Origin of the sequence: Gilliamella sp. M0320, assembly GCF_016101635.1 — a bacterium.
Classification (GTDB): Bacteria; Pseudomonadota; Gammaproteobacteria; order Enterobacterales; family Orbaceae; genus Gilliamella; species Gilliamella apis.
The window spans coordinates 110,836-137,125 of record NZ_JACFQD010000001.1; the positions used below are offsets into that span (position 1 = coordinate 110,836).

Annotated in this window: 18 protein-coding genes; 9 read left to right on the forward strand and 9 right to left on the reverse strand. The window is 34.8% G+C overall.

The features are described 5' to 3' along the window. Positions 1 to 2: 2 nt before the first annotated feature. From rsmA to pcnB, 4 genes are all read right to left on the reverse strand, one after another. Positions 3 to 800, reverse strand: coding sequence for a 16S rRNA (adenine(1518)-N(6)/adenine(1519)-N(6))-dimethyltransferase RsmA (gene rsmA / locus H3T83_RS00490; protein WP_086320399.1), 798 nt, complete (start codon positions 798 to 800; stop codon positions 3 to 5). Then, on the reverse strand, positions 793 to 2,106 hold the full coding sequence (gene surA, locus H3T83_RS00495; protein ID WP_198214804.1) for a peptidylprolyl isomerase SurA: 1,314 nt from the start codon (positions 2,104 to 2,106) through the stop codon (positions 793 to 795). The genes rsmA and surA overlap by 8 nt, the downstream gene beginning before the upstream one ends. Before the next feature lie 64 nt (positions 2,107 to 2,170). After that, the gene (gene lptD, locus H3T83_RS00500) at positions 2,171 to 4,549 is read right to left on the reverse strand and encodes an LPS assembly protein LptD (RefSeq protein WP_198214805.1); all 2,379 of its coding nucleotides are present in this window, start codon (positions 4,547 to 4,549) and stop codon (positions 2,171 to 2,173) included. 74 nt (positions 4,550 to 4,623) lie between these two features. Next, entirely contained in the window at positions 4,624 to 5,925 is a 1,302-nt protein-coding gene (gene pcnB, locus H3T83_RS00505) for a polynucleotide adenylyltransferase PcnB (protein WP_065650793.1), read from the reverse strand. A gap of 421 nt (positions 5,926 to 6,346) precedes the next feature. Between pcnB and oxyR the strand changes: the two genes are divergently transcribed. Together oxyR and fabR are read left to right on the forward strand one after the other, a co-directional pair. After that, positions 6,347 to 7,273 (forward strand): DNA-binding transcriptional regulator OxyR, encoded by a 927-nt coding sequence (oxyR, locus tag H3T83_RS00510; RefSeq protein ID WP_198214806.1) that lies wholly within the window; start codon positions 6,347 to 6,349, stop codon positions 7,271 to 7,273. Positions 7,274 to 7,306: 33 nt separating this feature from the next. Then, positions 7,307 to 7,951: an HTH-type transcriptional repressor FabR gene (fabR, locus tag H3T83_RS00515; protein WP_034902293.1), complete on the forward strand. Its 645-nt coding sequence runs from the start codon at positions 7,307 to 7,309 to the stop codon at positions 7,949 to 7,951. A 404-nt stretch (positions 7,952 to 8,355) separates the two neighbouring features. Here fabR and pntB read toward each other — a convergent pair whose 3' ends face one another. Together pntB and pntA are read right to left on the reverse strand one after the other, a co-directional pair. Further along, entirely contained in the window at positions 8,356 to 9,747 is a 1,392-nt protein-coding gene (gene pntB / locus H3T83_RS00520) for a Re/Si-specific NAD(P)(+) transhydrogenase subunit beta (protein WP_034902291.1), read from the reverse strand. A 15-nt stretch (positions 9,748 to 9,762) separates the two neighbouring features. Continuing rightward, positions 9,763 to 11,295 (reverse strand): Re/Si-specific NAD(P)(+) transhydrogenase subunit alpha, encoded by a 1,533-nt coding sequence (gene pntA / locus H3T83_RS00525; RefSeq protein ID WP_034902289.1) that lies wholly within the window; start codon positions 11,293 to 11,295, stop codon positions 9,763 to 9,765. 363 nt (positions 11,296 to 11,658) lie between these two features. Here pntA and rbsK point away from each other — a divergent pair, with 363 nt between their 5' ends. From rbsK to H3T83_RS00540, 3 genes are read left to right on the forward strand one after another with little or no spacing between them, the layout of a single operon-like run. Beyond that, positions 11,659 to 12,852, forward strand: a complete 1,194-nt coding sequence (gene rbsK, locus H3T83_RS00530) for a ribokinase (protein WP_198214807.1) — start codon at positions 11,659 to 11,661, stop codon at positions 12,850 to 12,852. A 24-nt stretch (positions 12,853 to 12,876) separates the two neighbouring features. Further along, positions 12,877 to 13,830 (forward strand): nucleoside hydrolase, encoded by a 954-nt coding sequence (locus H3T83_RS00535; protein ID WP_370527995.1) that lies wholly within the window; start codon positions 12,877 to 12,879, stop codon positions 13,828 to 13,830. Continuing rightward, positions 13,827 to 15,215: an MFS transporter gene (locus H3T83_RS00540; protein WP_034902285.1), complete on the forward strand. Its 1,389-nt coding sequence runs from the start codon at positions 13,827 to 13,829 to the stop codon at positions 15,213 to 15,215. Before H3T83_RS00535 ends, H3T83_RS00540 begins: the two co-directional genes overlap by 4 nt. Before the next feature lie 48 nt (positions 15,216 to 15,263). On the opposite strand, the gene H3T83_RS00545 is transcribed toward H3T83_RS00540, so the two are convergent. Continuing rightward, on the reverse strand, positions 15,264 to 15,989 hold the full coding sequence (locus H3T83_RS00545) for a DUF4198 domain-containing protein (protein WP_034902283.1): 726 nt from the start codon (positions 15,987 to 15,989) through the stop codon (positions 15,264 to 15,266). Positions 15,990 to 16,288: 299 nt separating this feature from the next. On the opposite strand from H3T83_RS00545, the gene mukF reads away from it, so the two are divergent. From mukF to mukB, 3 genes are read left to right on the forward strand one after another with little or no spacing between them, the layout of a single operon-like run. Continuing rightward, on the forward strand, positions 16,289 to 17,611 hold the full coding sequence (mukF, locus tag H3T83_RS00550) for a chromosome partition protein MukF (RefSeq protein ID WP_034902280.1): 1,323 nt from the start codon (positions 16,289 to 16,291) through the stop codon (positions 17,609 to 17,611). A gap of 43 nt (positions 17,612 to 17,654) precedes the next feature. Then, positions 17,655 to 18,386 (forward strand): chromosome partition protein MukE, encoded by a 732-nt coding sequence (mukE, locus tag H3T83_RS00555; protein ID WP_081298793.1) that lies wholly within the window; start codon positions 17,655 to 17,657, stop codon positions 18,384 to 18,386. A gap of 2 nt (positions 18,387 to 18,388) precedes the next feature. Continuing rightward, on the forward strand, positions 18,389 to 22,807 hold the full coding sequence (mukB, locus tag H3T83_RS00560) for a chromosome partition protein MukB (protein ID WP_198214990.1): 4,419 nt from the start codon (positions 18,389 to 18,391) through the stop codon (positions 22,805 to 22,807). Positions 22,808 to 22,910: 103 nt separating this feature from the next. Here mukB and lepA read toward each other — a convergent pair whose 3' ends face one another. Next, a complete protein-coding gene (gene lepA, locus H3T83_RS00565; RefSeq protein ID WP_232351082.1) occupies positions 22,911 to 24,707 on the reverse strand; it encodes a translation elongation factor 4 in 1,797 nt (598 codons plus the stop codon). Positions 24,708 to 24,840: 133 nt separating this feature from the next. On the opposite strand from lepA, the gene H3T83_RS00570 reads away from it, so the two are divergent. Next, on the forward strand, positions 24,841 to 25,272 hold the full coding sequence (locus H3T83_RS00570; protein ID WP_198214809.1) for a MerR family transcriptional regulator: 432 nt from the start codon (positions 24,841 to 24,843) through the stop codon (positions 25,270 to 25,272). 140 nt (positions 25,273 to 25,412) lie between these two features. Here the strand turns inward: H3T83_RS00570 and H3T83_RS00575 are convergent, their stop codons facing one another. Next, the gene (locus tag H3T83_RS00575) at positions 25,413 to 26,162 is read right to left on the reverse strand and encodes a DeoR/GlpR family DNA-binding transcription regulator (protein ID WP_198214810.1); all 750 of its coding nucleotides are present in this window, start codon (positions 26,160 to 26,162) and stop codon (positions 25,413 to 25,415) included. Positions 26,163 to 26,290 lie beyond the last annotated feature (128 nt).

Genomic DNA, 26,290 nt, shown 5'->3' on the forward strand with positions numbered 1-26,290 from the left:
GATTATTTCCAAGCGTTTGCCAATAGACAATATTGTTTTACCGTCAAATTTTCCGCCCGTAAATTAGGATCAATATCTAATTCAAGCATTTGTTCTGCCGTAAATAAATTACCTAAGCTATTGCGTATGGTTTTGCGTCTTTGATTAAATGCTTCTGTAGTAATCCGTGAAAGTACTTTGACATCATTAACTAAATAAGGTTTTTGCTTATAAGGTATTAGTTTAACTACAGCTGAATCAACTTTAGGGGCAGGTTTAAAAGAAGTTGGTGGTACTTCTAAAACAGGGATAATTTGGCAGTAATATTGTGCCATCACACTTAAGCGCCCATAGTCTTTACTATTTGGAGCTGCAACTAAACGAGTAACTACCTCTTTTTGTAACATAAAATGCATATCAGCAATAATTGGCGCGTATTCAAATAAATGAAACATTAAGGGCGTCGAAATATTATAAGGTAAGTTACCAAATACTCTTAATTGCTGACCTAATTGATCGAATAATAGATTAAAATCAAATGTTAATGCATCTTGTTCAATCACACTAATTTTATTTTGTAAAAAAGGATTTTCGACCAATCGACTAGCTAAATCCCTATCAATTTCAATCACAGTCAGATGATCAACATGTTTACTTACCGGTATTGTCAATGCAGCAAGTCCTGGGCCTATTTCAACTAAAGCTTGCCCTTGTTTAGGTTGTATCGCTGCAACAATACTTTCAATAATATAATCATCATGTAGAAAGTTTTGACCAAATCGCTTGCGAGCAAAATGTCCTTGATGAACACGACTATTCATTCTTTCCTTCACCTGTAATTTTAATATAAGCATCACCTTTTAGTTCTTGAATCCAAACTTGTGCTTCTTCGGCAAATTTTCGGTTAAAAATAAGTCGGTAAGCTTGATCTTTCTTAACCATATTAGTGCCGTCAGTCTGTCTGGTATCAATTAGTTGAATTAAATGCCAACCGAAAGATGATCTTATTGGCTGACTGATTTCACCTTTTTTCAGTTGTAATAGTGCACTTTTAAAGCCATTATCATAAACTTCAGGTCTATTCCAGCCTAAATTACCGCCATTGTCCTTCGAACCTGTATCTTCAGAATTAGCTTTTGCTGCAGCAGCGAATGTGGTTGCTCCACTAGCAATGGCTTTACGGATATCAGTTAATTTTTGTTTAGCAATTTGATCGGTAACTAATACGTTAGTTTTAATTAATATATGTCGAGCATTCACTTCTTGAAGGGTAATTTTTTTCGGCGCTTCAGAACGAGTATCATCAACTTTTATTATATGAATACCGACACCTGAACGGATAGGACCGACTACACTACCTTTTGCTGCACGAATCAAACGTTCTTCGAATATAGTCGGTAGTTCATTGAGCTTTCGCCATCCCATAGAGCCACCTTTTAGTGCGAGGTCATCATTAGAGTATGATGTGGCTAATTTAGCAAAATTTTCCCCTTTTTTAGCTCGATTAATAATGTCCATGGCTTTATTTGTGGCACTATCAACTTGTTGTTTAGATGCTTTTTCTGGAATGGAAATTAAAATATGACTAATTTTGACATCGATATTATTAGTCGGTTGATTAGTCATTGTTTTAGTTAAGTTTTCTACTTCTCGAGGTGATACTTTGATTCTCGGTCTAACCTCATTTATACGGGCTTGCTCAATCAACATATCATTATGAATACGTTCTCGATAAGTGCTATAACTAATTCCCATTGCAGATAATTTACTTCGTAATTGATCGATTGTCATACCATTTTCAGCTGCAATACTATCAATCGCGCCGGTTACTTCATCATCACTTATGTTAATTTTAGCTTTAGCTGCTTTTTGTAAAATCAAATTTTCAACGATTAAGCGCTCGATGATTTGCTTTCGGAGTACTTTATCGTTAGGTAAAGTTCTCGGATCGGCGCTTGCTTTAATGGTTTTTAACATATCATTAACGTCACTTTCTAAAATGACATTATTATTAACCACCGCAGCTACTTGTTCTATAACTTTGGGAGCTGCATGAGCTGAAAGTGGGGTAAAGAGTGCTACATTAATACTTAAGTTTAATGCAATAAAAAGTTTTAATAATTTCATAGTTATTTAACTCATTATATTGTTGTGATATTAATTCATCACTATAAATTTATTTGTTAGTTTATTAAAATATTGATGTATAAGGTAACTTACCAAAGTCTAACATTTTAGCTTTGTAATCACCATTGTTACCTAAACCTTGTAATTCAAAGTTAATTGAAAGTTTATTTTTATATTTGCTCACATGGGTTTTGTCGTCCCAATCGGTTAGCTTTCGTCCATATTGCATGGTTACTCCCCAGCAACAATCACTATAATGTAGGCCAACAAAGCTATCTGCAGTTTGGTTCTGTTTCATATCAAAATAATACGATCCGACAGCACTTACAGTTGCCGATAATGGCCAACTCGCCATGATACCAGCTTGAGATAGATCTTGCTTATAGCGTTTTTCTGATGAATATTTATATCTGTCATCTACAGTAGTAATATAATTATGGTTTGCATATCGATAAGATAATTGCATTAATTTATCACTGTTAGGTCGATACTCAAAGGTAGTGTTAGCTAAGGCAATGGTGTCAATTCGGGTATCATATTGGATGCCACTACGAAAAACAATATCATTACTTATACGCCAAAAATTATCTGTTGCCCATGTAATACTACCCGTATCTGAATTTTTATCTAATTCATTATTATGCTCACTAGTTTTAGATTTTGTAAAATAAGTAATTTGACCAAGAGATAAATTGAACTTTTCAATTTTATTACTATCATAAACTCGTGTGGTTACCCCTGTAGCAAGTTTGTTAGTCGAGGCTATCCGATCTAAACCGCTGTATGCCAAATCTCTAAATAATCCAACATAATCAGTTTGTAAATAACTTGAGTCATAGTTATCGATATTGGATTGATCGCGATAGGGAATATAAGTATATTTAATGCGTGGTTCAAGTGTTTGGATATAACCATTCTTAAACTCAATGTCACGTTCGAAAATGACTTTACCATCCATCCCAAATTTAGGTATAAAACGATTTACATTACTTTCTAACTTTTTATTTAAGCTGTAGTTTAGCTTATTATATCTTTTGAGGTTTTGCTGTTTGTAATGGGTAGCCATAAAACTTGTTTCAGTCGCTAATGAAGCCCAAGAATTAGTTACTGTATAATTCAGTGTAGGTTCAATGTGAGCTCTCCATGCATTAGGCTGGTTTTTTGCTGAGTTTATAAAATGAGACACCTGTGAAAATGTCTTGAATTTTAGTGCACCCAAATCGTAATTATAGTAGTTAATATCCAATTGTGGTTGGGTCTGATAGATATAATTATAATAAAATGGTTGAAAATGTTTGTAACCTAAAGCTACATCCCAATTTTTATCATTATAGGCTAATTTATAAAATTGTGTTAAATATCCAGCTGTTTGGGAAGCATATTTAGAGCTAAGATCAGTTAAATATTGATTATCACTAACCCGTGTAACATCAGTATATAAGCGCCAATTATAATTTATTAATTCGTCATTTTTCCAATGGAATAACCAGCGATTATTATTATCATCATAATTATTGCCATTTAATAATGTTTTTCTATCTTCTTGGTATTTTTTATCATGTTGTAACCAGTCAAAAGCGATAGTTCCTAATCCTAACTGATTTAAATAGCGAAATTCGGTTTGTAATTGTATACCTCGATGTTGTAATACTCTTGGTGTTAATGTTGCATCATAATTTGGTGCTATATTCCAATAAAAAGGTAAAGCGAAGTCAACACCATCAATACTGTCATAACCAAAAGTGGGTATTAATAAACCAGAACGTCTTTTATTGCCGGTTGGTAATTGTAAATAAGGCGAATATAGAACAGGTACTTTGCCGATGCTAAATACTGCATTCCAGGCTTCAAGCAATTGTTCTTCGTTATCATGAATTATTGTAGTACCTTTAATATTCCAAGTACTATCATCTACTGGACAGGAAGTAAAACTACCATTTTTTAGAATGATATAGCGGTTTTTTTCTAGCTTCATTTCATCGGCTTTACCACGCCCAAGCCGATCAACTAAATGATACTCACTGGGATGCATATCAGAATTATTATTGTTGAGATTTATCGCAGCATGATCACCTTTCATTTTTATTAAATTATCTTGATAAGTGATGTTTCCATCCAATATTGCCATGCGGTTATTTGTATCTTTAGAATCAATAGTTACTTTATCTGCTAGAACGGTGCGATTACCTTGTTCAACATACACGTCGCCACTATAGATAGCTAAATCTGGATAAATTGCTTCGAATTCATTAGATTCTGCATTAACCGGTAATGTATTTATATCACCATTTACAATTGGTCGCTCAAATTTTGGTACATTAATAAGACACTTAGGATTGTTAGTATCATTTTTAGGTAAGCCAATTGCATAGCTAGGACTATTATAATTATACAAAGAAAATGTAACAGCTATAGCAATAAGAGAGAGTGATAATTTTTTCATCAATGATTAGAGTGTAATTATGATTATTTTAATTAAAACATTATAGCGGTTATTTATAAAAGTGCGAATGAAAATTAACGTTTAGTTCGTCGTTTATTGCTTTTGCCTAGTTGTTTAACCATAGATATTTTTCTTTCGGTGGATACATGTTGAAATTCATCCCACCATTTAGCTAAATCTAACAATTCACCTTTTTCAATAGATGATCGCATTTCTAACAAATCATAGGCAGCACGAAATTTAGGATGTTCTAAAATCACAAAGGCGCGTTTCCCTTCTCGTTTCTTCATTCTTAATTGTAAACGCCATATATCACTCATTATATTTGTTAATCGTTTGGGTATTGCGATAATTCGACACTGTTCGCTTAACACATCATTAATGGCCATAGAAAAAGAATCATAATACTGAAGGCCGCTTTCAATACAATTAATCTGAGTTTGTTCTATAATTGGATACCAAAAAAAGGCAGCGTATAAAAAAGCAGGATTGACACGTTGCTCGTTTGCTATTCGATAATCAGTATTTTTTAATACGTGAGCAATAATTTTCTCTAAATTGCCATTATTATTGTGTACAAATAAGCGTTCAACTACCGGGAAAAGTTGTTCAAAAAGTTGGTACTGTTTTAATAAGATATAAGTGTTGTAACCATGACCGCATTGCAATAATTTTAATGATTCATCAAAAAGTCGTGCTGATGGAATATTTTTTAGCAACGGGGCCAGCGTTTTAATGGGATCAGCCGTTGCTTGATCTATTTTCATGTTAAGTTTGGCGGCAAAACGAATTGTCCTTAACATTCTAACAGGATCTTCACGATACCTTGTTTGTGGATCGCCAATTAATCGAATAACGCCATTTTTTAAATCGTTTAATCCGCCACAATAATCACGGATAGTAAAGTCTTTAACGTTATAATAAAGGGCGTTCATCGTGAAGTCCCGTCGGATAGCATCTTGTTCAATCGTACCGTATACATTATCACGTAACAGCATGCCAGATTGTGATCTTTTAGAGATATTGGTATGTTCACTTTGACCATCATGGTCACCACGAAAAGTGGCAACTTCAATTATCTCTTTACCGAACATAATGTGTGCTAAACGAAAACGTCTTCCGATCAGGCGACAATTACGAAACACCTTTTGAATTTGTTCTGGAGTAGCATTTGTGGCAATATCAAAGTCCTTAGGTTTTTTACCTAAGAGAAGATCTCTAATACATCCACCAACTAGATAAGCTTCATATCCTTGTTTATTTAAGCGATAAAGAACTTTTAGGGCATTTTCGCTTATATTTTTACGAGAAATATTATGTTCATTGCGAGAAATGGAGACATAGTGCGATTTTTGCTGTTCTTCATGCTGAAACATTTTACGATAAAAGCGAGAAACTTGTTTAAAAATAGCACACCTCAAATTAATAATAGTCTATATAGCAATCTAGCGCGCGATTATATCGCAATTACTTTTAACTTTCCATTTTTCTTAATATGGCTATGGTAAGTAGAATGATGGGATTTAGTTTATAATCATCAAAGATTCTATTTGATTTTTTAAACATAATTATCAACAATAGCAATTTATATAGTACAATTAATAAAGTTAGCCTATTAAGCATCAAGAAATTATGCATAACAGCAGGTTTTATCTGTATTTAAATGACTAATTAATTTTACTGAATTTGATACTCTTATTTTATAAATGATTTTTATACAAAAAACAGTAGTATTTTATATCTATTTATTATATTTCTGAGTATATAACCATTAACTGATAATTTTTTGGGGACACTATGAATATTCGTGATTTGGAATATTTTGTATCGTTAGCTGAATTTCGGCACTTTCGTAAAGCAGCAGATGCTTGTAATGTTAGTCAACCAACATTAAGTGGTCAAATCAGAAAACTTGAAGACGAATTAGGTGTAATGTTACTTGAGCGAACTAGTCGCAAAGTGTTATTTACCCAAACCGGTATGATGCTTGTTGAGCAAGCCAAAGAAATTTTACGTAATATACAGATTTTAAAAGAGATGGCTAGTCGTCAAGGTGAAGAGATGTCTGGTCCGATGCATATAGGTTTGATCCCAACTATTGCACCCTATTTATTACCGCATGTAATTACCGTTTTACACGAATCTTTTCCTCAATTAGAACTTTATTTGCATGAAGCTCAAACTGCCAATATTGTTGCTCAACTTGAGAGTGGAAAACTGGATTGTGCGATTATTGCTCAAGTAAAAGAAACAGCACAATTTATTGAATTACCATTGTTTAATGAACCTATGTTTTTAGCGGTTCCAGCAAATAACGAATTAGCAACTAAACAAACAGTTAAACTTTCTAATTTAAAAGGGCAAAAATTTTTAATGTTAGAAGATGGTCACTGTTTGCGTGAACATGCGATGGGATATTGTTTTCAAGTCGGAATTGATGAAGACAAACAATTTAAAGCAACAAGTTTAGAAACATTACGAAGTATGATATCTGCTGGGCGTGGTATTACCTTATTTCCAGAGCTTGCTGCACCGAATGAACGTACTCGTGATAATATTTGTTATATTCCTTGTAGTGATCCTATACCAATGCGAAGTATTGCTTTGATTTATCGACCAGGCTCTCCACTAAGAGCACGTTATGAAACTATAGCTAAAACTATTCGCGATCATATGCCAAAAGTTTTTGCAGAAAAAGAGCGGTTATTAGGGCAAACAAACTGATAACTTACATTTGTATCATGCTGAATTTTGAAAATGAAAAACATTAAAACCGGTGGTATCAGAGCGCAGCAAAAGGAAAGAACGCGTCGAAGTTTGATTGATGCTGCGTTTAATCAACTTAATGCTGAACAAGGTTTTGCAAGTTTAAGTTTGCGTGAAGTTGCTCGTGAAGCAGGTATTGCCGCTACCTCATTTTATCGACATTTTCGTGACATGGATGAATTAGGTTTAGCGATGGTTGATGAAAGTGGTTTAACTCTTCGTCAATTATTAAGACAAGCTCGAAAACGTATCGAAAAAGGTGGCAGTGTGCTTCGGACTTCTGTAACCACCTTTATTGAATTTGTAGATAAAAATCCTAAAGTATTTCTATTATTACTGCGTGAAAAAGCTGGAACCTCTTCTGCTTTTCGCTCGGCGATTGCACGTGAAATTCAGCATTTCATTGTCGAGCTTGTTGACTATTTAGATAATGCTAATCAAATGCCACATCATTATAATGAAGCTCAAGCAGAAGCGATGGTTACTATTGCTTTTAATGCTGGTGCTGAAGCGCTTGATTTTGATACTATTCAACGTCAAAAATTAATAGAAGATCTTATTTTTCAACTTCGAATGGTTTCTCGAGGGGCTTATTACCTTTATCATAAAGAACAAGTAAAACTTGAAAATCATTGATCATTTTTTTCATTTCATATTTATTCCCAAATTGTAATTTAGATTTCAATAGTAATAGCCATAAATAAACTTTATTACATCATTTTATAATTATTTTAATTTATTTCTTATTTACAAACATTTCTAGCTAAATCCTCCGCAATTTATATAATTAATCCAGATGTAATGCATTTCAGTTTTATTCAAATTTGTAAATCCAAAGCAAAAGATATCTTAAATCAACAAAAATAAGGTTAGGGTATTTATTGTAAAGATGGTGGTTATCATACAAGAGGTGAGAAACATCGTGAAGTTACAGATCTCATTATTGGCTTTTTGTCTAAAACATTCAAAAAATGAAAATTGCCATTAAAAAAACTGCGACATTAAGTCGCAGTTTGTTGTGATTTATAATGGTAATATCATTATAAATTTTGTAGCACTTTTTCAACACTATCTTTAGCATCACCAAATAACATGTAGCTATTTTCTTTAAAGAATAGTGGGTTTTGCACGCCAGCATAGCCGGTATTCATAGAACGTTTTGAAATAATGACAGTTTTTGCTTTCCAAACTTCTAGAACAGGCATTCCTGCGATAGGGCTATTTGGATCTTCTTCTGCTGCAGGGTTAACTGTATCGTTAGCACCAATTACCCAAACAACATCAGTATCGGGGAAGTCATCATTAATTTCATCCATTTCCAATACAATATCATAAGGAACTTTTGCTTCAGCTAATAATACGTTCATATGGCCAGGTAAACGTCCAGCAACTGGATGGATACCAAAACGGACTTCAATACCCATACCACGAAGTTTTTCAGTAATATTACTTACAGCACCTTGTGCTTGAGCTACAGCCATACCGTAACCAGGTACAATAATCACTGAGCGAGCTTCTTTTAAGGTTTGTGCAACTTCTGCAGGTTGCATTTCACGATATTCACCTTGTTCTTCTTCTGATGAGCTTGATGAACTACCGTCGCTACCAAAACCACCGGCAATTACGCTGATAAATGAACGATTCATTGCTTTACACATAATGTAAGAAAGAATTGCACCTGAAGAACCAACCAAAGCACCAGTAACAATAAGTAAGTCATTACCTAACATAAATCCTGCTGCTGCTGCGGCCCAACCAGAATATGAGTTAAGCATTGAAATAACCACTGGCATATCGGCGCCACCAATTGAAGCAACAAGATGGAAGCCAAACACTAATGCAATGATTGTCATAACTAGTAAACTAACAAGTGCGCCTGCGCCAGTTTTTACACCAATAAAAGTAAACATTAAAATTACTGATACAACAATAGCTGCTAAGTTCCAGTAGTGTTTATATGGAATAGATAGTGGTTTAGAACTAATACGACCATTTAGTTTACCAAATGCAACTACTGAACCAGAGAATGTAACCGCACCAATGAAGATACCAACAAAGATTTCAACTAAATGCACAGTTAATTCATTGCTGGTAATCATTGTATGTGCATCTAAGAAACTATTAAAACCAACAAGAACCGCCGCCATACCAACAAAACTATGGAGAAGCGCAACCAGTTCTGGCATTTGGGTCATTTCTACTTTCTTAGCAAGATATAGACCGATAGCTGCACCAATAACCATAGCAATAATGATCCAGTGCAGTCCACCTTTGATACTAGCAACAGCAGCAATAAGAGCAATTGCCATACCAATCATGCCATAAATGTTTCCAGATTTAGCTGATTCTTGATTTGATAGGCCTCGTAAACTAAAGATAAACAGTAATGCAGCAATAACATAAGCTGCTTGAATGATTCCATGACTTAACATTATCAATAATCTCCTTTACTTGCCACGTTGGAACATTTTTAGCATTCTTTGGGTAACAAAGAATCCACCAAAAATATTGATACTAGCAATCAAAATAGCAACGAAGGCAATCGCCGTAGTTAAGCCATTATCATCACCGACTTGCAATATTGCACCGACTAATATAATACCGGATATAGCATTAGTAACTGACATTAGTGGTGTATGTAATGAATGGGTTACATTCCATACTACGTAATAACCAACTACACATGATAAAGCAAATACAGTAAAGTGGCCTAAAAAGCTCTCAGGCACAGAGTTTGCTAACCAGAAATAGGCAATAATTAATAAAGCAAAAATACCATATTTTTTGGCTGGTGACATTGGTTTAGGTTCAGGTTTAGCCACAGGCTCAACCGCTTTTTTCTGTGGTTGTGCTGAAACTTGAATCGGTGGTGCAGGCCAAGTGATTTCTTTATCTTTGACTACAGTTACGCCACGAATAACCACATCTTCAAAGTTGATATCAATATTACCATCTTTTTCTTTGGCAAGTAATTTTAATAAATTAACAATGTTGGTGCCGTATAATTGTGATGCTTGTGCTGGCATACGGTTAGCTAAATCAGTATAACCAACAATTTTAACATTATTATCAGTTTCAAATACTTCACCTGGTTTAGTTAATTCGCAGTTACCGCCAGTTAATGCTGCTAAATCAACAATAACACTGCCTGGTTTCATTGATTCAACCATCTCTTTTGAGATAAGTTTTGGTGCAGGTTTACCTGGAATTAATGCTGTAGTAATGATGATATCAACATCTTTAGCTTGTTCAGCGAATAATGCCATTTCGGCTTCGATAAATGCGGCAGACATTTGTTTAGCATAGCCGTCACCAGAGCCCGCTTCTTCTTCGAAATCTAATTCTAAGAAGTCAGCTCCCATACTATTAATTTGTTCTGCAACTTCAGGTCGGGTATCGAATGCACGAACAATCGCACCTAAGCTAACCGCCGCACCAATTGCAGCAAGACCCGCTACACCCGCACCAATTACTAAAACTTTTGCTGGTGGCACTTTACCTGCAGCAGTAACTTGCCCTGTAAAGAAACGGCCGAACTGGTTTGCAGCTTCAATAACTGAACGGTAACCGGCAATATTAGACATTGAACTTAATGCATCAAGAGATTGAGCTCGTGAAATACGAGGTACACAATCCATTGCCATTACAGTAATATTTTTAGTTGCAAGTTTTTCTAAAAGATCTTTATGTTGAGCAGGATAAATATAACTGATAAGTGTTAATCCCTCTTTCATTAGAGCGATTTCTTCATCAGTTGGCGCATGAAATTTTAAAATAAGATCATTTTGCCAAATATCCTTTGTACTTTGAATAGTGGCTCCAGCATCAATAAAAGCTTGGTCTTCGAAATGAGCAGCATGTCCAGCACCTTGTTCTACTGAAACTGTAAATCCTAGTTTTAACAGTTGTCCAACGGTTTGAGGTGTTGCTGCAACTCTAGCTTCATTGGCTAACCGTTCTTTTGGTATACCGATATGCATTGCGTTACATCCTTATGTTAAGAAAGATTATTCATGTTTTGTGATTTTAGCATAAATTAGCGACAGTGCGAGTAAGGAATTAATTTTTTATTATCGAAATTAGATTATTATTTTTTATGATAACTTGATATAGGGTTATGAGTTATAGCAAAAGTATAATTGTTTTGCTGATAGTTATTACTAATAGACGTGACAATAATAAGATGGATAGTTTTCATTAAATTTTACTATTTTTAAAGCAGTCGAGTTTAACCTATGTTTGTTCCGTTTGCTTCTGTTTTATCTCATAAGTTATGATTATTATCACTCTTTTAATGATTTAATCCAGCTATACTTTGAATTAATCATCAAGAGGTTTACTTTATGTTCTTAGAAGAAAGACAAAAAGCTATCTTAGATTACTTAGATAAACATGAAAAAGGTAGTGTTCAATATTTTTCGGAAATATTTAAAGTATCTAAAGAGACTATTAGAAAAGATCTCTCTACGCTGGCGAAACAATTATTAGTTATTCGTTGTTATGGTGGAGCCATGATTAAAAGGCATAGATTAGTAAGCAATATTACTGATAAAGAGTGTATTACCTCATTAATGACAAGATATGATAAACAGAAATTTAAAAAACGAGGAGACAGAATGAACGGTAATGTTTGTATTTTAGGTTCATTTAATGTTGATATTGTTGCACAAGTGGCAAGATTTCCCAAAGGCGGTGAGTCAATTCTAGCGCAAAAAAGTATGATTGGTCCAGGTGGAAAAGGTGCTAATCAAGCACTTGCTGCAAGTCATGCCGATGCAAAAGTTCATTTTGTCGCAAAAGTTGGAACCGATCAATTTAGTCAATTTGCTCATGATCATCTATCTTCATCAAAAATTAACTCATTTACTTTGTATCAATCAGATAAAGAACCTACCGGCAATGCTGTCATTTATGTTTCTGAAGAGAATGGCGAGAATATGATTGCCATCTATCCTGGTGCAAATTTAACAATTACTAATAAAGAAATTGTAATGTTAGAAAGTTATCTTAAACAATCTGATATTCTATTAGTTCAACTTGAAAATAATATTGATGCCGTTTTAAATGCAATGAAATTAGCTAAAGCAATGGGGGTTAAAGTGGTGTTAAATCCCGCGCCTTATTCTAAAGATATTCAGCAGTTATTATCTTATATCGATATTGTTACTCCAAATGAAACTGAAGCAAGTTTAATGTCAGGAGTTGAAGTTAATGATTTCGATAGTGCCAAGCTTGCAGCAGAAAAAATCTATTCATTAGGGATTCAAACAGTCATTATTACTTTAGGTAGTAAAGGTTCTCTTATTTATGATGGTAAACATCATCAACATATTAAGCCTTTCTTAGCTGTTCCTGTTGATACAACTGGTGCAGGTGATGCTTTTAATGGAGCTTTTTGTGCTTCATTGGCTAAAGGAGAAACTCTTTACCAAGCAGCAGTTTATGCTTCAGCTTTTGCATCTTTAGCCGTTGAGCGTGAAGGTGCATCAAATATGCCATCGCATCAAAATGTGCTTAAACGAATGGCAAATATATAAATTTACTTGAGGAACCGATTTATGATGAATCAGCCAAAAAAAATTATCCTTGATTGCGATCCCGGTCATGATGATGCTATCGCACTTTTATTAGCTCATGGTAATCCAAATATTGAATTGCTAGCGGTAACTACGGTTGTTGGTAACCAAACATTAGAAAAAGTAACTCGTAATGCATTATCTGTTGCACGTATCGCTAATATTACTAATGTTCCTTTTGCTGCAGGAGCGGTAAGACCTTTAATTAGAAATGTAGAAGTGGCACCGGATATTCATGGTGACTCTGGACTTGATGGCCCCGTTTTACCTGAACCGGCAATTCAATTAGATAAAAGGCATGCTATTGATTTAATTATTGATACCATCATGTCTCATCCCCCTAAAACAGTCACATTGGTTCCAACAGGCGGTTTAACTAATATTGCAATGGCGGTACGTAAAGAGCCGAAAATTGTTGAACGAGTAAAAGAAGTTGTTTTGATGGGTGGTGGGTATCATGTTGGCAATTGGAGTGCTGTTGCTGAGTTTAATATCAAGATAGATCCAGAAGCAGCTCACATAGTATTTAATGAAAAATGGCCAGTTACTATGGTTGGATTAGATCTTACCCATCAAGCATTAGCTACACCAGAAGTAATTGAAAAAATATCTGCAATAAAAACAAAACCAGCTAAATTTGTTTTGGAAATGCTGGAATTCTTCGGAAAAATGTATAAACAAGCTCAAGGTTTTACTTATCCGCCAGTGCATGACCCTTGCGCTGTTGCTTATGTTATTAATCCTGAGTTAATAAAAACTAAACGAGTACCCGTTGATATTGAATTGACAGGTACATTAACTTTAGGAATGACCGTGGCTGATTTTCGTTTTCCTCCTGATGATAGTTGCCATACTCAGGTTGCAACTGAACTTGATCATACTGGTTTTTGGGATTTAATTGTTGACTCCCTAGAACGAATAGGTGAGGTTAATCTATGATTGAAAAAAGTAAAGATAAATCCAGTGTATTTACACTGATGATGGCTTTGCTTGCTGCATGTGTTGCTTTCCAGCTTAATGCTAGTATGTTAAGCCCTGTATTAGTAACCATAGCAAAAGAGTTAGGAACTAATGATGCTGCTGTTGGGCTATCGCAAACCTCGTTTTTCACAGCAGCAGCTTTATTTTCATTATTTTTACCACGATTAAGTGATATAAAAGGGCGAAAAAAAGTCTTAACTGCTATGTTATTAATCATGACATTAGGTACAGTTTTAGCTGCTGTTGCACCAAATATTGAAGTGTTATATGCCGCGAGGATTATTCAAGGTGTCTCAGGGCCAGTCGTACCTCTATGCTTGTTAATGTTAAGTTTTGAAGTAAAAGATGTTAAACAGTATGGTATGTTAATGGGAATAATAACAGCAGTAAATGGTGGTATTGCTGGTGTTGATGCGATAGCTGGCGGTCTACTTGCTACTCATTTCGGGTTTCGTTCTGTATTTTGGGTTATAGCTATAGTTGCCGCAATTTCCACTTTCTTTGTTCATCGTTTTGCCTCCGAATCTAAACCATCGGCAGGCACCAAAATGGATTGGTTAGGTGTTTTACTAATTGTTCTAACCATAGCTGCGCTATTACTCGCACTTAATGAAGCGGGTAAACTAGGTAACGCAAATTGGTTGATTGTGGTAGGATTAACTCTGTTTGCTATCTTATGTTTTATTCTGTTTTGGCATGTAGAAAAAAGAAATAAACAACCGCTTGTTACCACTAATCATTTGAAAAAACGTGCTACATGGGCTTTGTTATTAACAACAACTTTAACCATGACAGGTATTTTCGCTATTGTTAATGGTTTAGTTATGTCAATTGCTCAAAATCATGAGATTGGCTTTGGATTAGAAGCTGATTGGGCTTCACTCATTTTTCTAACTCCTTATGCTTTAATTGGCTGGTTTGTGGGACCATTTTCTGGAAGATTGGCACCAACAATGGGGTATAACAATGTGCTAAAATTAGGTCTTGTGGGCTGTGTTATTGGCATCTTAGTTATTATGTTTTATGGCATTCATTCTCTACCTATTTTATCAGTAGGGGTTATTGTGCTAGGTATTTTCTACGCAGGCATGGCCAATATTATTTTGAATGGCCTAGGTGTTGTTTTATCACCTAGCGAAAACCCAGGTTTTCTACCAGGTATGAATGCTGGGGCATTTAATTTAGGCGCTGGCTTAAGTTTTGCATTATTACCAGCAATTCAAATGATGAATGGTAACTCAATTGATGGTTATTTCAATGGCATGTTACTTGGATTAGTGATCACGGTATTAGCTCTACTTTGTAGTTTTCTTATACCTCGTCCAATCAATGCTGAAGTTTAATAATCGAATTAATAAAAACGGGATAATAATCCCGTTTTTATATGTAAATTAATCTTCTTCAGGAATTAGTGTAAAAACTAGAGTGGTAAAAAACTTATCTTGTGTCGCTAATTGATTATCTTTAAGCGGAAAACCAATTTCAACGCCAATAACGTTTAAACCTTGGTTTGGCACAATAATAGTAGTTTGACCTTTATCATCTGTTTTCACTGTTTTATCTAAGTTATTCACCACATCAACAATAACTGCTGTGTTAGCTAGTGGTTTTCCATCTTTATACACAGTAATTGGTAAACTATCACCACGTTTCAATTTTGTCGGATCAACAGAAGGAACGATTTGTAAAGGAATATCTTCAACCATTTTAGGGTTATTAACGGATGATAAATAATTAACGCTATATTTTATGGCGTGAGTGCCATTACTGGCTCCTTTAACTTTATTCATGGGTAAATTAACATACTTACCTTCTGAATTTTTGGTCCAATAGCCATAATCAAAATCAACCGTTACTACCGCTGTTTGATCTGACGGTTCAATAGTCACAAAATTATCATGTGACTTTTTAGATATCGGTAGCAGTGACCAATTACTATTATAAGCTTTAACATCTTTTACACTTTCAGTCTTATAACCATTGTCTAAAGGCCCTTCACCTAAAACAATTTGTTTTTGATCGACTCGATTAGTAATCCATATACCATGAGCAATTACTGATTGTGAAACCAAACCAATAAAAGTCCCCAATAAAATTGATAATAATACTTTTCGCATAAATACCTCTACATTTTAAGTGAAAACGATAATCATTATCATTTTTATATTTACATAAGTCAATTCAAACCTAATGTTAATTAGATAATAAATTTGCGTTTTTTGTAATGGCAATTAGCGTATTTAAAAAAATTAATTATTGATTATTACTTCTAATAATAAATCCTAAACTTAGCTATTTTTAACTACTACAATTTGTTATATAATCGATAAAATTTTGTCCATAACACAATATATTGTGTTTCTCATATTATTTTAAGATGTCAGGCTTGCTGAACATCCTTAATTAAGGAATCACTATGATGGATTTTTCCCAATCAGTGCCAGAACTGGTCTCTTGGGCAAAAAAAAATGATTTTTCGATTGCTTTGCCTGTTGAGCGATTAGCCTTTTTGTTAGCAATAGCTGTATTAAACAGTGAACGCTTTGATGGTGAAATGACTGAATCTGAATTAATTGATGGTTTTCGACATGTTTCACACATTTTTGAGCAAAGTGAAGATACTATTACTGTCCGTGCTAATAATGCGATTAATGATTTAGTACGCCAGCGTTTAATCACACGTTTTGCTAGCGAAATGACCGATGGTTATTCTATTTATCGATTGACACCTTTGGGAATTGGTATATCTGATTACTATATTCGTCAACGAGAATTCTCGACTTTACGTTTATCAATTCAACTTTCAATTGTTGCACAAGAATTAAAACGTGCCGCAGATGCTGCTCTTGAAGGTGGTGATGATTTACATTGGCATCGTAATGTTTTCGCACCTTTAAAATATTCAGTAGCTGAGATCTTTGATAGCATTGATATCACTCAACGAGTGATGGATGAACAACAAGCTGATGTAAAACAAAATATTTCTGCATTATTAAGTCAAGATTGGCAGGCGGCAATTAGTAGCTGTGAGGGCTTACTGACAGAAACATCGCAAACCTTACGAGAATTACAAGATACATTAGCAGCGGCTGGAGATAAATTACAAGCTAGTTTACTTTCAATACAAGATGCGACTTTGGATAATCCTGAGTTAGATAAAATTAATAACGTGGTTATTGATTTACAAGGTAAATTAGATCGAATCATCGGTTGGGGACAAAAAGCAATAGACCTATGGATAGGTTATGATAGGCACGTTCATAAATTTATTCGTACTGCAATTGATTTAGATAAGAATCGAGTTTTTTCTCAACGATTACGCAAATCGATCCAAAGCTATTTTGATTCACCATGGTCACTTACTTTTGCGAATGCTGAACGTTTACTGGATATGCGTGACGAAGAGTTGGCATTACATGAAGCTGAAGTGACTGGTGAGTTACCTTCTGAACTCGAATTTGAAATGATTGAAGAAATTCAAGAGCATATAGTTGCACATATTGAACAAAATCTATTGATCTTTAAACAAGAAAATAAACCACTTGATATGAGTATTGCTATTCATAGTTATTTAGCTCAGTTCCCACGAGAACAGCATTTTGATATTGCAAGATTGTTTATTGATCAGGCTATTCGATTAGGTATTGCCGAAAGTGATTTACTTGGTATTCCTGCCGAATGGAAACCTATTAACGATTATGGAGCTAAGGTACAAGCACATGTCATCAACAGATACTAAAGATATAGAAATGGAACAAACTGCTCATCATCTTGATGAAGTCATGGGACGTATTGCTGCAAGTTCTCAAGCGTCTATAGATAAATATATGCCAGTCAAATTGGCTCAAGCTATTGCCAATCCAATTTTCCCTGAACTAGATAGTTTATTACGCTCAGGTCGCCATATTGGTATTGATGAACTGGACAATCATGCATTTTTGATGGATTTTCAATTTGAACTTGAACAGTTTTATCAACGTTATAATGTTGAGCTTATTCGCGCACCAGAAGGCTTTTTTTATCTTCGTCCTCGTTCAACCACTTTAATTCCCCGCTCAGTTCTTTCTGAATTAGACATGTTAGTGGGTAAAGTATTGTGTTATCTCTATTTAAGCCCAGAACGATTAGCGCATGAAGGTATCTTTACTTTGCAAGAACTTTTTGATGAGTTGGTTTCTTTAGCGGATGAAAGTAAATTGTTGAAATTAGTTAATCAACGTTCAACGGGATCTGACTTAGATCGTCAAAAACTATTTGATAAAGTAAAAACCGCATTAAATCGCTTACGTCGACTAGGCATGATCTTTTTTATTGTAGGTAATGACAGTAGTCGTTTTCGTATAAATGAATCTATTTTCCGCTTTGGCGCTGATGTTCGCAGTAGTGATGATGCGCAAGAAGCGCAATTACGCTTAATTCGTGATGGTGAAGCGATTAAAATAGAATCATCACTTATTTTGGATGATGATAATAGTGAAGAACAAGATGAAGATGTTAATGAGGAGATTGAATAATGATGATGGGACACGGTAAATTTCATTCATTAACATTAATTAACTGGAACGGTTTTTTTGCCCGAACCTTTGAGCTTGATCAACTAGTTACCACGCTTTCAGGTGGTAATGGCGCGGGTAAATCAACGACTATGGCTGCATTTGTCACAGCGCTAATTCCTGATTTGACTTTATTACATTTTAGAAATACCACTGAAGCGGGTGCCACATCTGGTTCTAGAGATAAAGGTTTACATGGTAAGTTAAAGCCAGGTGTTTGTTACTCTATGCTAGACGTTATCAACTCTCGTAATCAACGAATTATCTGTGGTGTACGTTTACAGCAAGTAGCAGGGCGTGACAAAAAAGTAGATATTAAACCTTTTTTAATACAAGGTTTGCCAGTCAATATTAGTCCAACTGAATTGGTAACAGAACGTTTAAATGATAAACAGGCTCGAATTTTATCATTACCTGAATTAAAAGATAAAATTGAGTCAATGGAAGGAGTTATTTTTAAACAATTTAACTCTATTACTGATTATCATTCAGTCATGTTTGATTTTGGTATATTACCGAAACGGTTACGCTCTTCATCTGACCGAAGTAAATATTATCGCTTGATTGAAGCTTCTCTATATGGGGGGATTTCAAGTGCTATTACACGATCATTACGTGATTATTTGTTACCGGAAAATAGTGGTGTCAGAAAAGCCTTCCAAGATATGGAAGCAGCATTACGTGAAAATAGAATGACGCTTGAAGCTATTCGGGTAACACAATCGGATCGTGATTTATTCAAACACCTTATTACTGAGTCTACCAACTACGTTGCTGCTGACTATATGCGTCATGCTAATGAACGTAGAATTCATATCGAATCGGTTTTAGGATTGCGTCGTGACATGTTTAAAACGCAAGATCTACTGATTAGTAATCAATTTCGCCAAGTTGAAATGGCAAAAGAATTAAAAGAATATCAAGATGCTCAAAGCGATTTAGAAACGGATCTTCAGGCTGCCAATGATCATCTTAACCTTGCGCAAACAGCTTTACGTCAACAAGAAAAAATAGACCGTTATCAAGCGGACTTAGATGATCTGAATTTAAAACTTGAAGAGCAAAATGAAGTTGTCCTCGAAGCCAATGAACAGTATCAAACTTACCGTGATCAGGTTGAACATACTGAGCAAGAAGTTGATGAAATAAAAACCCAATTAGCTGATTATCAACAAGCTTTAGATGTGCAGCAGACTCGGGCAATCCAATACCAACAAGCTATCCAAGCTTTAAAAAATGCTCAGCAACTATGCCAATTACCAAAATTAGGTATAAGTAATGTTGAAAATCATTTTGAAATCTTTGAAGAAAAACAAAAAGAAGTTACTGAACAACTGTTAGAATTAGAGCAAAGACTAAGTGTTTCTGATGCCGCCATTAATCAATTTGATAGAGCTTATCAACTAGTTGTTAAATTAGTTGGGGACGTAGTGCGCAGTGATGCTTGGAGTGCCGCTAGAGAAGCATTAAAGCAGTGGCCTTCACAATGTTACCAAGCCGATCAAGCAGAACATTTACAACTGCAATTAGATGAATTAGAGCAACGCTTTTTTGAGCAAAAAGAAGCTGAATCATTATTAACTCAATTTTGTAAGCGTTTTGGTCATCAACTTAATTATGATGAGCTTGATGAATTCAAACAAGAGCTAGAAGTGCAATTAGACCAAAATGCTGAGCTTGCCAATGAATCAAGTGAAAAACGTATTGAATTTAAGCAAGAGCTTGAGCAAATTCAAACGCAAATTGGTGCTTATCGACAAAAAGCACCAGTATGGTTAAAAGCCCAAGATGCACTTATCGCATTGCAAGAACAAACAGAGCAAACGTTTACTAACAGTCATGCTGTCACGCAACATATGCAACAATTGCTTGAACAGGAACGCACTTTAGTTACACAACGTGATCAAATAAACTTCAAACGCAATCAACTTGATGCACAAATTGAACAACTCAATCAACCAAGTGGTGTTGATGATGGTCGTTTATCGACATTAGCGGAAAGGTTTAATGGTGTATTACTTTCTGAAATTTATGAAGATGTAACCATTGATGATGCGCCTTACTTTTCAGCATTATATGGTCCATCAAGACAAGCTATTGTGGTACCTGATTTATCACTGGTAAAAGCTCAACTAGAAAGCCTGACAAATAGTGAAGAAGATTATCCAGAAGATATCTATTTTATCGAAGGTGATCCATCTTCATTTGACGATAGTGTTTTTGATTGTGAAGAGATGACGAAATCCGTATTGGTTAAAACTGGTGATCGGCAATGGCGCTTTTCCAGCTTTCCTAAGGTACCTTTATTTGGCCGAGCAGCACGTGAAATTCATCTTGAAAAATTATCGGCAGAACGCGATGAACTACATGAACGTTATGCAACAATTTCATTTGATCTGCAAAAATTACAACGTATTGAGCAAAATGTTGGGCAGTTTATTGGTGAATATCTATCTGTAGCATTTGATATCGATCCAGAAGCCGAAGTGCAAAAGTTATCGACAAAACGTAATGAAATCGAACGTCAGCTCTTGGCACAAGAAAGTATTGATAAACAAAATCAACAACAAGTTGCAAATTGTAAAGAGCAGTTAATCACTGTAAATCGATTGGTAGCTCAAATGCATTTATTGGCTGATGATGATTTAGCAGATCGGGTTGATGATCTCCGTGAGCAAGTTGCTGAAGCGCAAGAGGCCGCGCAATATGTTAGTCGTCATCGCCATACTATTGCCGAACTTGAACCCATTGTTGCAGTATTGCAAAGTGATCCTGAGCAGAATGAATCATTACGTGAGCAGTACAATACTGTTAAAGCTCAGCAGCAAACCATTCGCCAACAAGTTTTTGCTTTAACGGAAGTGATGCAACGTCGTGCTCATTTTAGCTATGAAGATTCAGCTGGTATGTTGAATGAAAATAGTGATCTCAATGAAAAATTACGTACTCGATTAGAAGTTGTTGAAGGACAACGAGGTGAAGCTCGTCGTCAAATGCAACAGTATCAAGATAAATATAATCAATACAATCAAACATTAGCATCACTTAAAAGTGCATTTGAAACTAAGCGAGACATGCTTAATGAATTGCATAAAGAGATCGAACAAATTGGTGTTAAAGCGGATGCAATCACTGAAGAGCGAGCACGTATCCGTCGTGATGAAATTCATCAAAAACTCAATAGTAATCGCCAACAATGCACGTCTTTGGAAAAACAACTTATTATGTGTGAAAGCGAAATGACGCAAATGCAAAAACGCTTAACACAAACACTGCGTGATTATAAACAGTTACGTGAACAAGTTGTTGAAGCAAAAGCTGGTTGGTGTTTAGTGTTACGACTCGTTAAAGAAAACAGTGTAGAACGACGATTACATCGACGAGAATTGGCTTATCTCAGCGCTGATGAACTACGTTCTATGTCGGATAAAGCACTTGGTTCATTGCGTTTAGCGGTAAATGATAATGAACACTTACGTGATGTATTAAGATTATCCGAAGATCCGAAACGACCAGAACGTAAAATCCAATTTTATATCGCGGTTTATAAACATTTACGTGAACGAATTCGCCAAGATATCGTCAAAACTGATGATCCGATTGAAGCCATTGAACAAATGGAAATTGAGTTGTCACGCTTAACTGAAGAACTTACTTCACGAGAACAGCAATTGGCTATTAGTTCAAAAAGTGTGGCTAATATTATTCGTAAAACTATACAACGTGAACAAAACCGTATACGTATGCTTAATCAAGGATTGCAAGCAGTGGCATTTGGTCAGGTTAATGGTGTTCGTTTGAATGTTAGTATTCGTGAGGCACACTCTTCATTATTAGCTGCATTAGCTGATGATCAAAATGAACATCAGGATCTATTTAGTAATAATCGTATTACCTTCTCAGAAGCGTTAGCGAAACTTTATCAACGTTTGAATCCACATATTGATATGGGGCAACGAACTGCACAAAATATTGGTGAAGAGTTGCTAGATTATCGAAACTATTTAGAGATGGATGTGGAAGTTAATCGTGGCGCTGACGGTTGGTTACGTGCTGAAAGTGGTGCTTTATCAACGGGGGAAGCGATTGGTACAGGTATGTCTATTCTACTAATGGTTATTCAAAGTTGGGAAGAAGAGTCTAAACGTCTGCGCAATAAGGATATTTCACCATGTCGCTTATTATTCTTAGATGAAGCGGCACGTCTTGATGCTAAATCGATTGCGACGCTCTTTGAGCTTTGTGAACGATTAGAAATGCAACTTATTATCGCCGCTCCAGAAAATATCAGCCCGGAAAAAGGTACCACCTATAAACTAGTTCGTAAGGTTATCAATAACCAAGAACATGTTCATGTTGTTGGATTGAAAGGCTTTGCTTAGTTATTACTGACTAAAAACAGTTTCGCCGGCAATTGCCGGCGAAACTGTTATTTAATGTTGATTAATTATGTGAGTTATGGTTAATTTCGATTAGCATACATCATTAATGAATATCCAACACAGCATGAAAGGCCTCTTGAGGAATCTCAACACCACCAAATTTACGTTGTCTAATTTTATTTTCCTTGATATTTTTAGCTATCTTTTTCTTTTTCGATGCTGAGCCCGAATAGCCACGTCCGGTAACACTTTTGCGTAATGGTGGAATGTCTTCCCGAGCAATGACTTTATTTTCGACTACTGATTGAACCGGCATTGGGTAGAGTTTGCGAGGAATAACATGTTTCATCTTCTGCACAATTTGTTTACCTCGTTCAAAACTTTTATCTCGAGGTAAAATAAATGAAAATGCATCAACAATTTCATCATTCAACCAAATATCCATTTTTACCAAATCCGATGCAATATAGCTTCTATCACGATAATCTATAGATGCATAGCCATGAGTAATCGATTTAAGTGAATCATAAAAATTGTATGCAATTTCTGAAATTGGCAGTTTAAAGGTCAACTCTGCCATTTTATTATTTAGATAAATCATATCGACGTAGATACCTCGTTTTTCCTGACAAAGTTCCATAATTTCGCCAATATTTTCCATAGGAATAATAATTGCTGCATCTATAAATGGTTCTTCAATATAGTCAATTTTTTCAAAACTCGGTAACAACATAGGATTATTAACATTGATGATTTCACTATTTTTTAATGTTACACGGTATTCAACACTAGGAAAGGTAGAGAGAATTTCGATACCATATTCTCTTTCAAGTCTTTCTTGAATAATCTCCATATGTAAAATACCGAGAAAACCACACCTAAAACCAGCCCCCAATGCCATGGAATTTTCTTGTTTATAAATGAAAGCCGAATCATTAAGCGATAATTTTTCAACCGCATCTTTAAGTTTTTCTTGGTCTTCATTTTTTATTGGAAATAATCCAGCATAAACCATAGGTTTGACTTCTTTATAACCAGGTACTGCTTCGGTATTTGGGTGATTAGGATCAATTAGGGTATCACCGACTTTAACATTTGCGACGATTTTAATATTAGTCGAAATATATCCAACTTCACCTGCATCAAGTAAATCAACAGTTTTCATTGCTGGTAAAAATACGCCCGTTTGTAATGCTTCGAACTCAATATCACTTTTGAGCATTTTAATTTTCATTCCGGTATGAATGGCACCATTAAAAACGCGTACGTGTAGCACTACACCGCGATACACATCATAATGAGAATCAAAGATTAACGCTTGCAGTGGCTTATCTTTATTACCTTCTGGCGTAGGAATGTTTTCAACGATCGATTCTAAAATATTATCAACTCCTACGCCGGTTTTAGCTGAAGCTAAAATAACTTTATCTAAGTTTATGCCATCTAACTCTTTGATTTCTTTAATCACGCTGTCAACATCCGCATTCGGCATATCGACTTTATTGATAACTGGAATAATAGTTAAATTCTGCTCTTGAGCCAGTTTTAAATTAGCGATTGTTTGTGCTTGTACGCCTTGGGTTGCATCAATTAGCAACAAAGCTCCTTCACAAGCAGCTAAACTGCGTGAAACTTCATAATTAAAATCAGTATGTCCAGGGGTATCGATGAGATTAAGCTCATATTCAATATTATTAGAAGCTTTATAGTACATGCGTACAGTTTGTAACTTAATGGTAATACCACGTTCTCTTTCGAGATCCATGTTATCTAATAATTGCTCTTTCATATCACGTTCAGAGACAGTATTGGTCATCTCAATTAATCTATCTGCCAGTGTTGATTTACCGTGATCGATATGGGCAATAATACAAAAATTTCTTATATTATTTGGGTTCATGTTAATTTCTCCCATACTTTTCTTAAATGTTGGCGTGAACTATAATGGTTAGAGTAACTCTAAGTCAAGTTTGGCCAAATTATCATACTTGCTAATCTATTTAATTGATTTTTATGAAAACATGGGTATAAATATGGTAAATATAAATGATTGTATTGCATCAATTGCACAAAATGGTGAATTAAACCAAACACCTAAATACTCGGTGACTAAAGCAGCAAAACTATTAGGCTTGTCAGCCCACACGCTTAGGTATTATGACTCACTTAATCTATTTCCATTTTTACAACGCGATCAAAATGAAAAACGGTTATTTTCTGATGCAGATTTACAGTGGGCAAAATTGATTGAATGTTTACGTAACGCCAATATGTCAATTAAAGATGTTCAACACTATGTCAAGCTGTGTCTTAAAGGTGATGAAACATTGGATGAGCGTCTAATTATCATTAATCAACAAGAAAAGATATTAATCGATACTATAACTCAACTAAATGAGCAATTGGCCTTATTGAAATTTAAAAAACAATACTATAAAGCCACTCATCAAACAATAAATAACTAAGCTTTTTCCAATGAAAACTTTACCAATGAAAAAATTTTGAGGAAAGGGGTTTTTTTACTAAAAATTAATTAAATAATTTTAATAGTCATATACCTAAAAACTCCATTTATAAAGTATGTCAGCCTTTATATATTAATGCGCTAATAATGAATTTCAACATTTTCTTTTTCTAATGCATTTTTTAAACTGTTAGGAAATGGTTGATCTGAAATAGCGATATCAATATCTTCTAATGTAAATGTTTGGTTGAAAAATTTTTTGTTAAATTTACTACTATCAACTAATAGAATTATTTTTTCTGCATTACGACAAAATTGTTTTTTTACCATGGAATCCGCTTCGCTAACATCTGTCGCTCCCATATCAGGATCAAGTCCTCGACATGAAGCAAAAAATAAATCAGCATGATAATGTGAAATAAAGTCACAGGATTGTAAACCGCAGATGCTCAAATGTTTAGGTAGAAGTCGACCTCCAGTACAATACACCTCGGCATTGGTCTCTTCAACTAAGATGTTAGCTGTTGTAATACCATTTGTTAGTATAGTTAAGCCTTTTTTTTCATTTAATCTTTTTGCCAAATAGAGGCAAGAACTACTAGCTTCAATAAACAGTGTTTGACCGTCTTCAATAAATGCTAAAGCTAAATCAGCAATATACCTTTTTTGTTCAATATTTTCTTTATTTTTCAGTGTAATAGGTGTTTCAATCGAGCTTTTTTGAACATAAATCGCTCCCCCATGTGTTCTTCTTATTAAACCTTGTTGTTCAAGCTTAGTAAGGTCTCGTCGAATAGTTGCTTGACTGATAAATAATAACTTACAAAGTTTATTAACTGTCACAAAATTCTTTTCTTTTATGATATTTAGTAATTTATCTTCTCTGGTCATCTTTCCTCCAACATGACTGTGATCAAGATCACTAAGATTTGCTCGATATCAATCATATTTTAAAGTTTAACATGACCGAATTTGATTGTTAATCAATATATTCGCCAGCAATTTGCAATGAAATATTT